The 14267-nt window shown below is 57.1% G+C and carries 9 protein-coding genes; 5 read left to right on the top strand and 4 right to left on the bottom strand.

Annotation, left to right across the window (positions count from 1 at the left end; genetic code table 11):
• Nucleotides 1–113 precede the first annotated feature (113 nt).
• Nucleotides 114–1679 (bottom strand): M3 family metallopeptidase, encoded by a 1566-nt coding sequence (locus GSQ91_RS15315; protein WP_158822633.1) that lies wholly within the window; start codon nucleotides 1677–1679, stop codon nucleotides 114–116.
• A 420-nt stretch (nucleotides 1680–2099) separates the two neighbouring features.
• On the opposite strand from GSQ91_RS15315, the gene GSQ91_RS15320 reads away from it, so the two are divergent.
• Both GSQ91_RS15320 and GSQ91_RS15325 read left to right on the top strand, forming a co-directional pair.
• Nucleotides 2100–2858 (top strand): AraC family transcriptional regulator, encoded by a 759-nt coding sequence (locus GSQ91_RS15320; protein ID WP_158822634.1) that lies wholly within the window; start codon nucleotides 2100–2102, stop codon nucleotides 2856–2858.
• Nucleotides 2859–2918: 60 nt separating this feature from the next.
• Nucleotides 2919–4289, top strand: a complete 1371-nt coding sequence (locus tag GSQ91_RS15325) for an FAD-binding oxidoreductase (protein WP_158822635.1) — start codon at nucleotides 2919–2921, stop codon at nucleotides 4287–4289.
• A gap of 28 nt (nucleotides 4290–4317) precedes the next feature.
• Here GSQ91_RS15325 and GSQ91_RS15330 read toward each other — a convergent pair whose 3' ends face one another.
• The 3 genes from GSQ91_RS15330 to GSQ91_RS15340 all read right to left on the bottom strand — a co-directional run bounded on the left by GSQ91_RS15330 (nucleotide 4318) and on the right by GSQ91_RS15340 (nucleotide 10253).
• Nucleotides 4318–6165, bottom strand: a complete 1848-nt coding sequence (locus GSQ91_RS15330; RefSeq protein ID WP_158822636.1) for a gamma-glutamyltransferase family protein — start codon at nucleotides 6163–6165, stop codon at nucleotides 4318–4320.
• Between the two features lie 38 nt (nucleotides 6166–6203).
• Nucleotides 6204–6896 (bottom strand): GntR family transcriptional regulator, encoded by a 693-nt coding sequence (locus GSQ91_RS15335; RefSeq protein WP_158822637.1) that lies wholly within the window; start codon nucleotides 6894–6896, stop codon nucleotides 6204–6206.
• Between the two features lie 120 nt (nucleotides 6897–7016).
• Complete coding sequence (locus GSQ91_RS15340) at nucleotides 7017–10253, bottom strand: carboxypeptidase-like regulatory domain-containing protein (protein WP_158822638.1); 3237 nt, start codon at nucleotides 10251–10253, stop codon at nucleotides 7017–7019.
• Between the two features lie 350 nt (nucleotides 10254–10603).
• Between GSQ91_RS15340 and GSQ91_RS15345 the strand changes: the two genes are divergently transcribed.
• The 3 genes from GSQ91_RS15345 to GSQ91_RS15355 all read left to right on the top strand — a co-directional run bounded on the left by GSQ91_RS15345 (nucleotide 10604) and on the right by GSQ91_RS15355 (nucleotide 14211).
• Nucleotides 10604–10948 carry a PadR family transcriptional regulator gene (locus tag GSQ91_RS15345; protein ID WP_158822639.1) on the top strand — a complete coding sequence of 115 codons (345 nt, stop codon included), beginning with the start codon at nucleotides 10604–10606 and terminating at the stop codon, nucleotides 10946–10948.
• Nucleotides 10949–10950: 2 nt separating this feature from the next.
• Complete coding sequence (locus GSQ91_RS15350) at nucleotides 10951–13662, top strand: ABC transporter permease (protein ID WP_158822640.1); 2712 nt, start codon at nucleotides 10951–10953, stop codon at nucleotides 13660–13662.
• A 159-nt stretch (nucleotides 13663–13821) separates the two neighbouring features.
• Nucleotides 13822–14211: a hypothetical protein gene (locus tag GSQ91_RS15355; RefSeq protein ID WP_158822641.1), complete on the top strand. Its 390-nt coding sequence runs from the start codon at nucleotides 13822–13824 to the stop codon at nucleotides 14209–14211.
• The last annotated feature ends 56 nt before the right edge of the window (nucleotides 14212–14267 follow it).

The following is a 14267-nucleotide window of genomic DNA, read 5'->3' on the forward strand; positions in this document are numbered from 1 at the left end:
CTCACGCCGGATGATGGACAACTGCGATTCAACTTCCGATTTGCCCGTCATTCATCCGTAATGACGCCTGTCATAAGACGTCTTGCTAAGCGGAGTCAGCTCCGCCCGAGCCTTTATTGGGACGGTTGGCCTTCGGCCTGGTAAAGCCGCTGTAGTTCGTCCGTCTTCGTCTGTAGGAGCCGGGCTGCTGCTTTGACCAGCGACGGATCATCGAGCTGGATACCCATTCGCGCAAGCATCGCTTGCGGGTCTGCATCGAATCCTCGACGGAGCAGAGCTTCGTACTTTGAAGCGAAATCCGGGTCGGTGTGCGCTCGATCGTACAGCGCGACTGCGACCACTGCCGCATATAGATAGTTGACGAGGTAAAGCGGATCGTCAAATAGGAGGGATTTGCGCATCCACTCGCGTGATATCCCTACCTCTTCGATGGGCCAATACTCGTACGGTGCGATGGACTTTCGGTAAATCGTGTCGATGCTGTCTCTGTCGAGTAAAGGATGTCCGTTAGCTTGTGTATAAAGACTTTTCTCAAACGTAGTCTCCTCAGCCGACATAAAAAGTTCAGCTGAGAGTTTCCATAGCAATCGCTCCAGAGCATACTCGTGTTCTGTGGGTGTCTTTGCGATTTGGATCGCGTGGTCCAGGAGAAGCAATTCGTTGAAGATAGCGAAGCCCTCAAAGAGATAATGCGGGCCCGTCCGTTCATAAACAGGAATGCCGCTCACATTCATTAGTTCACGGTGAATAGCGTGGCCGCCCTCATGAGCGAGCGTGCTGGTACCCATCAGCGATCCGTCGTAATGACCAAAGTAGAGTGCAACCGGAGCGTCGTAGGCGGAGATGGAGGTGCCAGTGCGGGATCGGTGTGTTCCGCCTGACAGGTCCAGTCTGCCGTTGCCGGTATCGAGCAATGCGGCGAAGCGACTGACGTAGTCCTTGCCCAGGGGGCGCAAGGCATCGAGGATTAGATCTCTGCTTTGCGCGAAAGACATAGGCGGGGAAGTGGTGTAGCCCAAATTCAACTCGTCTGGGAAAACGGAAGAAAGTCCGAGCTTCCGCGCGGTGTGTTCCGCCAGCACCTGCTGATAGTGGCGATATACCGGAGCTTCGGCCGCAACCGCTGTGAGTGTCTGATCGATGAGTTTGGAGCTAAGGCCAAGAGACTGGTATTTGCGGTCGGCAGCGTTCTCGTACCCTTGAGCGACGGCGTCTCGGTTTTCAATATCCACCAGGCTGCCCAGTAGAGCCGCTGTCAGGGGCGCGGCTTGATTGTAGATATCGTTCCAGTGGCCGATCGCGGCGCGGCGTACGGTTGGGTCAGTCGACGAAACGTCTTTGCCGCCTCCCAACGTCTCAGACAAACGATCATAGGTGTTCTCGATATCGTTTTCGAACGACGCGGTGACAACCCCTCGATAGTGTTCTGTGTCGGGTGAGAAGTCATGAGCTGCTTCCTGTTTGGCTTCCTGTGCGAGCAAAGCATAAGGACCGAGCGTAGCGATCTGATCCTGAGGCACTAGCCCTAGACGGCCTCTGACCGCGGCTTCCAGAACGGACTGGTCCGTGCCTACGGTTTCGCGTGCGTCTATCGCCACCTGGTCCTGCGTGTTCTCAAGAGCCTGCACTTTTAAATATGCGGCGTGGCGCTGAAGGTCGATCAATATCTGATCGGCCACTTTAAGGGTTCCTGGTAACGCTGCTGTGTCGGTGCGAGCCAAATCTTTGACGAAGTCTGTAACACGTATGTGTAGAGCGTTGCGGCTCGTCATCTCCTCAGAAGGAGAAGAGAAATAGAGTGTTGGGGATATGTGGGCAGCAGAAAAGTCCGGCGTCTGCGTGGTCCCCTGAGCGAACGTCGCGTCGGCTGAGCCTGTGACGAGGGCGAGAGCAGCGAGGATCAGAAGAGTATTGAATGGGTTGGTTGTTCGTCCGGCCGCATGACCTTTCAGAGGATGCTTCGAATCTCCGAAGCTTGTTCGCCTTCTCCGTGGATATCGCATACTTGGTATGGTGACAGAACAGGTCAGAAAGAGTCTTTCCCTGAATTAGCCCGGTTGCACCCGATTAGCATCGACTCGTGACTTCGGAGAAGCATCATGACTGCGCTTCGGCTTTCCTCGTATGCGGCAAATAATCGTATGAGCCCTCATCTGCACGAGGACTGCACCTTCACTGTTGTCGTCCGCGGTGACTACCAGGAGACCATTCGAAGTGAAGATACGGAACATTGCCCAGGGAGCATGTTGTTCTACCCGGCAGGCGAAGTTCACTCCCAGCAATTCGGCTCATCCGGTTCAAGCAAGCTCATCTTCGTTCCAACAGCAGCCTCTCTGGAGTTTCTTTCGGAACGGGGTGTGGCCCTGGCCCAGGCACCGCATGTCCGGAGTCCCGCGATAACTCAACTCGCGCGTAGAGTCATTGCCGAGAAACGCCATGATGACAGCTTCTCGGAACTGACCGTGACTGGTCTGCTTTTGGAACTCATAGCCGAATTTGGCCGTTTGGAAAAGAATGATGGCCACCACATTAAGCCGATTCCCGCATGGCTGCGCCAAATTCGCGAGCAACTGCAGGATGAGCCTGAGCAGAGTAAAACGAACGAGGAGCTAGCAGCTTCCGTCGGCAAACATCCCGTCCATCTTGCGAAGGCGTTTCGCGGTCATTTCGGCGAGACGATGGGTGAATACCAGCGCCGCCTCCGCCTACAGAAGGCGGAGGTGCTGCTGCGCAAGAGCAAGGTCACCCTTGTCGAGGTTGCACTGGCGTGCGGATTCGCAAGCCACTCCCATATGTCCCGCTCATTTAGAGCGGCGTATGGGATCTCACCCTCACGGTTCCGCAGCGAACGGCTCTGATAGTACCGCTTCCAGTGACCCAGCTTGGTCGACCCTAAACCTTAGACCGTAGGAGACAGCATGGCTACCGATAACGGCATGACCGCTCTCGCAGGCTGGGGTGCCAACCTCCGGGTCAAGTGTTTCTTGAACGAGCCTGGGTTCTGCTCGGAGGTCGCGGCGGTGCTAGACCGCTCGGGAACCATTGCCCGAGGCCTTGGGCGCAGTTATGGGGATTGCGCCATCAACGCCGATGGTCAGGTAATCTGCACGACACACATGGGGCGGTTCCTCTTCTTTGACGAGCTTACCGGGGTTCTTACCTGCGAAGCAGGAGCGAGTCTGGAGAGCATTATCAAAATCTTCGCTCCACGCGGATGGTTTCCAATGATTACGCCGGGAACAAAGTTTGTGACCGTCGCTGGCTGCATTGCGAACGACATTCACGGCAAGGCTCACCATGCCCAGGGCTGCTTCAGCAACTGTGTCGATTCCATAACGGTCCTGCTCGCCAGCGGCGAAGTTGTAAGCGCCAGCCGCCACGAAAATGCGGAGCTCTTCTGGGCCACGTTCGGCGGCATGGGACTGTTGGGTTTTATCCTCACCGTCACCATCCGGCTGCGCAAAATCGAAACCACCTATTTCCACCAGAAATCGATTCGTGCAAATGACCTTGAGGAGATGCTGGCTGCACTGGATGAGCACGATCACACCTTTCCGTACTCAGTGGCTACGCTCGATGTCTTGGCAACCGGTGCACGATTAGGTCGCGGCGTTCTGACCGTTGGCGACCACGCGAAGACGAGCGATCTACCGCCGTTGCTTGCGGCGAATCCGCTGCGAGTATCAGGGCCTCCAAAGCTCACCGTGCCATTCGACCTTCCCGAATCCAGCCTGAATCCCCTCAGCATCCGAGTCGTGAATGCTGTGATCCAGCGCATACAGGCGAGCGCGAAACCGCTCGGCCACTATGAAGCTTTTTTCTATCCGCTGGACAAAATCGCTCATTGGAACCGCAGCTATGGACGGCGCGGTTTTACCCAATATCAATTCGTCATTCCCTTCGAGAATGGCCTTGCAGAGATGCGTAAGATCCTGACGGCGATCCTCTCTTCCGGCGAGCTACCGTTTCTCAACGTCCTGAAACGCCTGGGTAAGGAAAGCGGAGGTGTTCTCTCCTTTCCACGCGAGGGTTACACCTTCGCCATTGATTTTCCCGTCCGGGAGAAAACCCCAGCTCTGTTGCGCCGCCTCGATGCGATGGTGATCGAGGCGGGCGGCCGCATCTATCTTGGCAAAGACTCCTATACGGACGCGGCTAACTTCCGCACAATGTATCCCGAGGTGGAGGGCTGGCTCCGAACAAAGGCTAAATACGATCCCGATTGTGTTTTTACCTCGAATCTGGGCCGAAGAGTAGGTCTGGCTCGTCCGATTACAACTAAAGCGTAGGATTTGTGTCCTATCAATCGGTCACCCCTCAATACGCCAGCGCCACCCCGTCCGCGCGCATCTCGGTAGCAGCCGCATACACGCGATCTCCACCCTGGCTGCGGTTCTCAATGCACTCATAACGGCCATAACCACCGTCGCTCTCGCCCATCGGCCAGCCCATGGCGGCCAGAGCTTTGCGCGTAGCAACAGGAACCCCACTCTCCAGGCGAAGAATTCCAAGAGATGTAAGGTGCGGCGGGTCTTCGCCCATGGTCTGCGAGGAGCCTTCATGGTGCCAGCGCGGACTGTCTCCCGCAGCCTGCACATCGATCCCATAGTCGACGCGATTGATGATGATCTGGCTCTGTCCCTGGGGCTGCATATCTCCACCCATCACTCCAAACGCAAGCCACGGCACACCGTCTTTGGCCGCAAAACCGGGGATGATCGTCTGGAAGGGACGCTTACCGGGCGCGTAGATATTCGGGTGGCCATCCTGCAGAGAGAACAACTGACCGCGGTCCTGGAACATAAAGCCAAGGCCGTCGGCAACCAGACCCGACCCCATGCCGCGGAAGTTCGACTGGATCATCGACACCATCATCCCGTCCTTGTCGGCAGTAGAGAAGTAGGTGGTGTCCCCATGGCTGGGAGCCTGGCCAGGATAGACAGGATCGAGGATGCGACCGAACTGGATCAGTTTGGCACGATCTTTGGCATACTCCTTCGAGTTGAGCCAATCGATTGGAATCTTCGAAAAGCGAGGGTCTGCGTAGAACTGCGCACGGTCCTCGTAGGCGAGGCGCTTGGCCTCAATCTGTACATGGATCGACTCCGGCGACTGGAAGCCAAAGCCCCGCAGATCGAACTGCTCGATGATGTTGAGCATCTGCAGGGTTGCGAGCCCCTGCGTGTTGGCGCCCATCGCATACACGTCCACTCCACGGTACTGCGTCACCAGCGGGTCAACCCACTCGGCATGATGATCGCGGAGATCGTCCGCTGATAGCCAGCCGCCGATCCGCTTGAAGTAGGCGTCGATGGTCTTCGCAATCGGGCCATCGTAGAAGACATCGCGGCCACCCTGCGCAATCATCCGATAGGTCCTCGCAAGATCAAAATTTCGCCGCACGTCGTATTCATTCGGAGAGACTCCACCTGGGCTATAGGTACGTACCGCATTCGCGGTCTCCTCCACACCCGAGTGCGGCCGCAAAAACGCTGCCATATTCCGTTTGATATACCAGCCGATGATCTGCGGTGCAGGATCGCCGGCTTCGCAATAGTGAATGGCCGGCTCGAAGAGCTCTGCCCACTTGAGCTTGCCGTAGCGCTGGTGCAGCATCCACCAGCCGTCCAGCGCACCAGGCGTGGAGACCGTGACAGCGCCCAGCGCGGGCAAAGCTCCGTTGATCGCACGGGATCGTGCCGTCGCGAGCGAAAGCGACTTCGGAGAACTTCCCGAGCTCGCCATCCCCGCGAGCTTGCCCACCTTCGGGTCCCAGACGAACGCATAGCAGTCGCCTCCAAGGCCTGAGCTGGTCGGCTCGACAAAGCCCAGCAGGGCATTGGCCGCAATAGCCGCATCGACCGCCGACCCGCCGCGCTTGAGCATCTCAATGGCTGCCTGCGTGGCCAGCGGATGCGCCGTTCCCGCAGCTCCCGAACAACCCAGCGCAGGCGAGCGAGAAGCAAAGCTGGCGCCGGCAGGCCGATCTCCGGCGTGCACATCGGGCCGGAGAAACCGCTCCTCTCCAGGCGCTTGAAACTTGGGTAGCTTCAATACCTCTTCCGCGCCGTCACCGGATGCAGGCTCGTGATTACCATTCGTGGCAGCAACGAGAGAACCTGCGGCTGTCAGGGGAATCGCTGCAAGAAACGTTCTACGGAGCATTGGCTCTCCTTTACCTCATAACGGCGGTTGAACGGTGGCTAGCTTGAAACAACGACACCGGCATCTTCTTCCGAAACAACCTTCGACTCGCTACCGCCCAGCGAGCGCAGCAGCGAGTCGCGAACGAATTGGATGTGATCTCTCATGGCCTTTTGGGCCAGCCCACGATCACCCTCTTTCAAGGCAAGGTAGATTCTGCTGTGGCTTACCGGCGCCGTTGTTGCGGAGAGCCCAAAGGTCTTCGACCGGCATAGAAGACTCTTGTGATTCAAATTCTCAAGAATGCGACGAAGCTCTTCGTTCCCTGTAGCCGTGGAGATGAGGTTATGAAAACGAATATCTTCCTCGACGTGCGCCATCCTATCGCCGGCCTGAAGATGTATCTGGGTACGCTCGATGCTCTCCGCCAGCTCAAGTAGAAACACGGGTGTAATCACCGCCAGCCCTACTGCATGGACCTCCAGCAACTCTCGGAGCTCATACAGATCGCTGACGTCTTTGCCGCTGAACATACGGACATACGCACCACGCCTGGCTTCGATGCAGAGCAGGCCTTCGCTTTCCAGGCGGGTGAGCGCCTCGCGTATAGGAGACTTGCTGATGCCCAGTTGGGTCGCTAGTGATTCCTCTGTCAGTCTCTCCCCCTCGCCCAGTGAACCATCGACGAGGGACTGCCTGACGCTCAGATAAGCGAGCTCGGTAAGGTTTGGCGGTTTAGCTATCTTGAGCATTTCATATTCACGGAATCCACAGTTCGTTCGTGTTCCGCCCTCGGACGCTATGGTAACGGTTCGAACGCGCTAAGGGTGCGCCCTGCCAAAGAGACCTTTCGGCAGAGCCCACACAATCGGTTAGAAGGTGAACTTACCGCTGATCTGGAGTTGACGAGACGAGCCGCCATCGCTGGTGGCAAAGCGAGTTGAGCTGATCTGACCGAAGGTCGACGATTGGACGTTGCCCGACGGCTGACCGAAGTTGGGATGGTTGAGGATGTCGAATGCGTCAACGCGCAGAATAAACGCCACCCCAGCAAAGAGCTTCGTCTCTTTCTGTCCGGACAGATCGACATCCGCAAACCCGGGGCCGGTCACTGCATTACGCTGCATGTTGCCGATGCCGGTGTAGTTACTCGGCGCGGTGGCTGTGGCTGAACTGGCTTGGGTCCCCTGGATCTCGAAGACGCAGGCTGGGGTGTACGTTGTCACATCGCAGACCGTACCGCCAGGGCTTAAGCCCCCAGTATTTTGGATGAAGGTAACGTTTGTGAACGAACTCGTCGAACCAGCAACGGGAGTCTGCGATTTATGCGTGATGATGTGGCCAACCTGCGAGGGGCGCACCACGCCAGTAAGACCGTTGTAGCTCGAGCTGCCTGCCGTGATGTTGACTGGATTACCGGTCTGGTACTGCACGATCGTTGAGAGTTGATAACCCGAGACCAGTCGGTTGCCCTTGAAGGGCAGTGCGTAGATCGCGGTTCCGGCCACATGATTGCGCGTATCGAAGTCCGACAGACCATAGTTCCCGCTGGGATTGTTGCTGTCCTGCAGCGCTCCGCCTGCCGCCGTGAGGCCGCCCTCCGACCCCAGCGAGTTGATGTCCATCGACTTCGACCACTCGTAGTTCATATTGATCTCGAGTCCGTGGCTCATGTTCTTGCTGAGCACAGCCCACATGGCGTTGTAGTTCGAGGTGCCGATGCTATTCACCTCGCTGATATTGGAGGCAATGCTCACCCCGGGATCGATAGGGCTGTTGGCCGAAAGGTTGGAGTAAAGATGCGGAGACCCTACTGGGCCGCTAGCCTGGTTCTCATTGGTCGTAATGCGCAGGTGGCGTCCGACCGAGCCGTAGTAGCCCAGCGACGCGACGATGCCGTCGGGTAGAGCTTGCTGCACGTTCAGATTGAAGCTCTCGATGTAGGCATTCTTGAAGTTGGGGTTGATAGAGCTGATTCCAATACCGGCGGCCTTTGCGGAGGCATACAGAGATGAGAGTGGAATGGCGGCCCCATTATAGGAAACCGCGGTGCTGAAAGGAGGATTGGAGGCCAGTCCCGTCACAGCGTCGGAAACCGGTTGGTCCACCAGGTACGCATAGCCGCCGCGGATCACGGTCTTGCCGGTGCCGAAGAGGTCTTCCGCAAATCCCACGCGTGGCTCGTAGTTATAGTTCTGGCCATAAGCCGAGTTGGCCGCGAGTCCGTTGGTGCCAACCTGTGTCAGCGTTGGGCCGCCAACACCGGCGGGGTTGAAGAGCACAAAGCGGTTTGCACCCTCTACCGGAGTTCCATTCCACTCGAAGCGCAGGCCGTACTCCAGCGTCAACCTCTGCGTGATCTTGAAGTTGTCCTGCACAAACGCTCCCGCAGCATCGGCGTAGACGCGGCTGGAGACGGTATTGGGCTGGATGCTGAAGACGGTGGCGTTATCCATCTCGAAGTTATTGGGTGTGCTCACAAAGGTGAGGGTGCCGATGTTCGCCGCAAAGCTGGCACTGAGGTAGCGTCGGAACTCACCGCCAAATTTGATCGTGTGTTTACCCCGTAGCAGCGTTGCCGTATCCGACAGGATCCCAAGCGTGTCGTTGCGTCCTTGCGGAAAACCCGAGGGCCCACCAAAGACCAGACCGATATCCGAGAGTGTGGTCTGGGGCAGACCCACGTTGCCTGAGAGCCCATCGCCAAGGCCTACGCTGGTCGGGTCGGTGAGATTGGCCGGATTGAAGGCGATAGAAATGCGGTTGAAGCCCAGACGAGCTTCGTTGACGAAGTTCGGATTGAAGATGTGCGTCTCGCTTAAGGTGAGGATCTGCCGATGCGCGGCGCGATGGTCTCCCCAACCGGGGACTGTGTCGCCCTGTAACGCAGGCTCTGTCCGAACGTCCTTCTGGAAGGCATAGAAACCGTGCAGGGAATCGTTGCTGCTGAACTGATGCAGCACATCGCCCGTGTATTGGTCGATGTTGACCGGGCCCGGGGTGAAGGCAACATAGTTGTTTCCACTATTGGGCAGCGGAATGAGCTTGGCCAGCGCAGCGGCAACAGGGAAAGTAGCGGCATTGGCGGCTATCGTCGCTTGCTGGGCTGGAGTGAGTACGGTGCTGTTCTGCAGGATGCCCTGGTGCTGACGCAGGCCCTCGTAGCTGGCATAGAAGAAGGTCTTGCCCTTCCATATGGGACCGCCCACAGAACCGCCGAAGTTATTGCGCTTGAGCGGCGCCTTTTCGCCTGGCAGGCCCGCGAGTGGAAGTCCGGTAGTCGGACTGAAGTTCCGGTTGAAGTAGTTGCGCGCATCCAGCGCCTCATTGCGGAAGTAGTCGAAGGCCTCGCCATGAAACTGGTTGGTACCGGATCTCGTGGCAACGGTCACAATCGAGCCATCGCTACGGCCATACTCCGCGCTGAAGGTGGAGTTGTTGATCTTGAACTCGGAGGTCGTGCTGATCGATGGCTGGAAGGTGATCTGGTTCTGGCTTATATCGTTGAGGTTGACGCCGTTGATCTGAAAGTTCACCGAGTCTTCCCGATTACCAGCCGTAATGAACGAGTTGGCCCCCAGCCCACGACTGGGAGAGGTGAGGCTTCCTGATGTCGGAGCGACCACGCCGCCCGGCGTCAGTACCGTCAGGTCGAGGAAGTGACGTCCATTGAGCGGAATATCCTGCACCGTTTTTCTGTCGATGACCTGTCCGACCGTCATCGTCTGCGTCTCGATCTGCTGTGCCGTGCTCTCCACCTGTACTGTCTCGCCTGCGGACGCGACAGCGAGGTGCATGTTGACCGCAACCGTCTGGGCCACGTCCACGGTGACCTTTTGCACAGAGTAGCTGCTGAACCCCGATGCCGTGGCCTGAACCGAGTAATCACCGGGTTGTAGCGAGGGGACAACGTAAAGTCCGTCGGAGTTGGTATCAATGACGCGGTCAAGCCCGGTCGCCAGGCTATGCACCTTTACATGCGCCCCAGGCACGACTGCGCCGCTTGGATCCGTTACGGTCCCTGAAAGTGTGGCAGTCGACTGGCCCCAGGCTCCAAGGGTGCCAACGCTAAACAGGACAGAAACAGAAAACCAATTTAAGAGCTTCATCTACGACCTCCAGAAGGTGCTGTGAATGGAGTGGGCCCGCGGCTAACCAAAAATGTACTAAATGTCAGGGAACATATATCAGATATCACATTTAATGCCCCGTGAAAACAAAATTCATCTTCCGTACGCAGAATCTTTACCGCAGTGTCAGCAGTACCGGGCAAATTTATGATCCCGATCTGGGAGAAGAAGCCTGAACCAGACGTAAGCTTTCAACCTGACGAATCGCTTTCGTTGCCTTTGTATTTGAGACACCCAGGGAACATTTCGAGAAAGCGTCGCGTATAGCTCTCCTGTGGACATTGCAAAGGAGGGGTGGTAGCTTCTATGCAATATCCAAAGGAGAAAGCATGGCAGCGGACAAATCCGAGGTTTTACAGGGAACGCTGGATCTGATGATCCTCAAGACGCTGCAGGCCCTGGGCCCGTTGCATGGTTTTGGCATTGCGAGGCGCATCGAGCAGTTGAGCGAAGACGTGCTGACGTTGAACGAGGGCACCGTGTACACATCGCTCCTGCGTCTGCAGCAGAAGAGCTGGATTGCGAGCGAGTGGGGCGTCTCCGAGAACAATCGGCGAGCGCGGTTTTACAGCATTACCCAACGCGGTCTCAATCAGTTGGCGGTCGAGACAGAAAACTGGGAGCGCATCGCCGCGGTGATTGGCCGTGTACTGGCGCTCGAGGCAAAGGCTTAGTTATGTTCGATCGCGCGCTTACCTTCCTCGCAAAAATCAAGGGACTCGTCGGGCAGAGACGAGCCGACGTTGCCTTCGACGAAGAGATGAACACCCACCTGGAGATGCTCGCGGAGAAGTATCAGCGGGAAGGGATGACCGCCAGGGAAGCCATCCGAGCGGCAAAACGGCAGTTTGGCAATACGACGCTGCTCCGGCAGAGGCAGAGAGAATCGAGGACGACGATGTTCTTTTCGAAGGTGTGGCGCGATGTGCGTTACGGTACGCGGCAATTGGCCAGAACTCCGGTATTCACGATCGTCTGCGTACTCACGCTCGCGCTTGGCGTCGGAGCCAACACAGCCGTCTTCAGCGTGATGCATGCGGTGCTGAGAAAGATGTTGCCGGTGCAGGACTCTTCGCATGTCTTCTACCTACACACAACGGGGTATCCTGACGGAGCCTCTCAGACTGGCGACTCTGATACGTCCTTTGCGTACCCCATGTATCAAGCGTTACGCGAGCAGCATGGCGTGCTGGAGGTAATGACCTTCATTCCCATGTCTTCGAGCGGCAAGACCTCCATACGGGTCGGCACAGTGCCGGAGGAAGCCGCGGGTGACATGGTGGGCGGTAACTACTTCAGTGGGCTGGGAGTAGGCACAGAGCTGGGCCGCGGCTTTGTACAGAAAGATGAGGACGACCACACTTCTGTCGTCGTGATCAGCGATAGCTTCTGGGAGACGCACTATCAGCGCAGCCACGATGTGATTGGTAAGACCCTCTATATCAAGTCGGTCCCATTCACGATCGTCGGTGTGGCGAGGAAGGGATTTGAGGGGACGGAAGGAAGGTTGCCGTTGGACTTCTGGATTCCTCTGCAGAGCAGGCCCGAGTTCAATGCGTGGGGCAATCCGGCAGAGTATGGAATGTACCTGACAACACCCAACAAGTGGTGCATGAAGCTAATGGTCCGCACGGCGCCTGGGATAAGCCGTGAGGAGGGGTTGGCAAGAGCGCAGGGAATCTTTGCACGAGTCGCCTATGCGGGTGTTGCACCGAAGCACGCGGGAGATGAGACGTATAAGCTTTCGTTTAATGAGGCGAAGCAGTTTGACAGTCAGGATGATTCGTTTGCACGATCCTTGAAGGTGCTGATGATGATGGTGGGACTGGTCCTGCTCATCGCCATGAGCAACGTGGTCATGTTGTTGATGGCCCGCAATGCGAGCCGGCAGAGAGAGTTCAGTGTACGTATTGCACTCGGCGCAGGGCGCGGGGAGATGGCCCGGCAGTTACTCACTGAGAGCCTGTTGCTCGTGGCGCTGGGTGGCGCTGCCGCATGGATCTTCGCGCTGGGCGCGACGCGGGCTCTGGGATCGTGGGCGCACATTCAATCGAATCTGCAGCCCGATGGTGCGGTGGCGTGGTTCACTCTGGGGGTGCTACTTCTCCTGGCGCTGGTGTTCGGGCTGGCCCCGTTACGAAGGGCCATGTCCAGCGGACCGGAGATGGTGCTCCGTAGTTCCTCTACGGTCTCCCATACGAGCTCTCAAAAAGTGCGCGCTGGCAATGCGGTAATCGTGACGCAGATCGCAATGTGTCTGGTGTTGCTGGTAGGTGCGGGGTTGCTGCTCGGTACCTTGCGAAACCTGTTGAAGACACCCCTTGGGCAGAAGCCGGAAGGATTGCTGGTCTTCGGCGTGCAGCCGCAACATGCGCATACCAAAGAGGAGAGCATTGCCTTCTTTGTCGCGTTGCAGCAAAGGCTGCGAACGATTCCAGGCGTGCAGAGCGTTTCGATGGCTGGCAATCGGCCTGGTTCTGGATGGTCCGACAACAACGCTGGTGTCCTTGTAGACGGCCATAAACCGAAGGGGGTTGAACCAGAGCAGGCAAACTATCGACACAATACGGTAGGCCCGGACTACTTTCGCACGATGGGTGTCCAGGTAATTCGGGGCAGAGATTTTTCCGATGCCGATTCTTCTACCGCTCCTAAAGTTTTGATTGTGAATGAGACCTTTGCGAAGAAGTATCTCGGCACCTTGAACGCGGTAGGCCACGTTCTCAGTAATTCAAAGGGGCTTGAGCCTAACCTCATCGTAGGTGTTGTGAAAGATCATAAGTACACCAGCATCACGGAAGAGGCGACGCCGATGATTTGGGATGTGTTCACGCAGGGTGACGCAGTGAGCCAACTCAATATCGAGATGCGCGTGCCTAACGATCCCATGGCGATGCTGCCGACTGTGCGCAAGATGATTGCGCAGATCGATCCTGACTTGCCATTGATGGAACCAATGACTCAAAGCGCGGTCTTTGAGCAGTCCATATCGCAACAGGCACTCTTCGCCCGTCTTGCGGGCTGCTTCGGTGTGCTGGCTGTGGTGCTGATCGCGACCGGCCTGTATGGAACGCTTGCCTATCGTGTGAGCCGTCGCAGTGCGGAGATCGGTGTTCGCATGGCACTGGGCGCGCAGCGCCTGCAGGTGGTCTGGATGGTCTTACGCGGAAGCCTCTCGCTGACGGCGATTGGAGTGGCATTAGGGATTCCGCTGGCCATGGCTGCGGGCATGCAATTGGAGAGTTCGCTGTACGGAATGAAAGCTCTCGATATTGCAAGCTATATGTTCGCGATCCTTGGTGTTGCCTTCGTAGCTCTCGTAGCAAGCGCTGTGCCAGCAGGCCGGGCAGCGAGCGTGGATCCTATAAAGGCGTTGCGCTTAGAGTGACACCCTCCGCATGCTGCTGAACTGAACGGATCCCATCACAGGGTCTATTACTTCGGCGACCACTTTGAGAAGAAATAGATTTGATGAGCAAAGCCAAGCTCCATCGCGACCTGATTGTCAGGCATAAATCTGAAGCGCTCCGGTGATATTCTCGGTCGCATGTGGAAGACCTTAGTTCTGGCTATCTTCGCGATCGTGCCCACTCCTGATATGTACAGTCAGGTGCCCTGTCCGGTCTCCTTGACAAGTGCGACTGCCCAGCAGGGCCGCATCAAACTGGAGTTCAGGAATAAAGGCAAGATTCCCATTGAGCAACTCAGCCTCTCATGCACGCCGTCTGCGAACCACAAGTCTGGCAGTGCGATCTGCCATCACGAGACCGGCATCTTTTATCCGGGGGACGAATCTTGGATCGAGATCGCCTATCCGGGCGCGAATCGCCGCAGTGTTGTCCTCGCGGTCAAAGAGGTCTACATGGCCGGCGGCGCATTTTGGAATACCCGGTCATCCGATTCCTGCCGAACTCTAAGAGTGCCTGTAAACAGATAGCCTCGCTGCTTCCTGTTTGTCGCAAGTGGGTTTGCGAAAGCCTCTTGTCTCGTGAC

This window comes from Granulicella sp. S156, from assembly GCF_009766105.1.
Taxonomy (GTDB): domain Bacteria; phylum Acidobacteriota; class Terriglobia; order Terriglobales; family Acidobacteriaceae; genus Granulicella.

Bases quoted from the DNA above. Each gene is read 5' to 3' on its own strand.
- GSQ91_RS15335 (WP_158822637.1), bottom strand. From the start codon at position 6,896: ATGCTCAAGATAGCTAAACCGCCAAACCTTACCGAGCTCGCTTATCTG.
- GSQ91_RS15320 (WP_158822634.1), top strand. From the start codon at position 2,100: ATGACTGCGCTTCGGCTTTCCTCGTATGCGGCAAATAATCGTATGAGC.
- GSQ91_RS15340 (WP_158822638.1), bottom strand. From the start codon at position 10,253: ATGAAGCTCTTAAATTGGTTTTCTGTTTCTGTCCTGTTTAGCGTTGGC.
- GSQ91_RS15345 (WP_158822639.1), top strand. From the start codon at position 10,604: ATGGCAGCGGACAAATCCGAGGTTTTACAGGGAACGCTGGATCTGATG.
- GSQ91_RS15350 (WP_158822640.1), top strand. From the start codon at position 10,951: ATGTTCGATCGCGCGCTTACCTTCCTCGCAAAAATCAAGGGACTCGTC.
- GSQ91_RS15325 (WP_158822635.1), top strand. From the start codon at position 2,919: ATGGCTACCGATAACGGCATGACCGCTCTCGCAGGCTGGGGTGCCAAC.
- GSQ91_RS15330 (WP_158822636.1), bottom strand. From the start codon at position 6,165: ATGCTCCGTAGAACGTTTCTTGCAGCGATTCCCCTGACAGCCGCAGGT.
- GSQ91_RS15355 (WP_158822641.1), top strand. From the start codon at position 13,822: ATGTGGAAGACCTTAGTTCTGGCTATCTTCGCGATCGTGCCCACTCCT.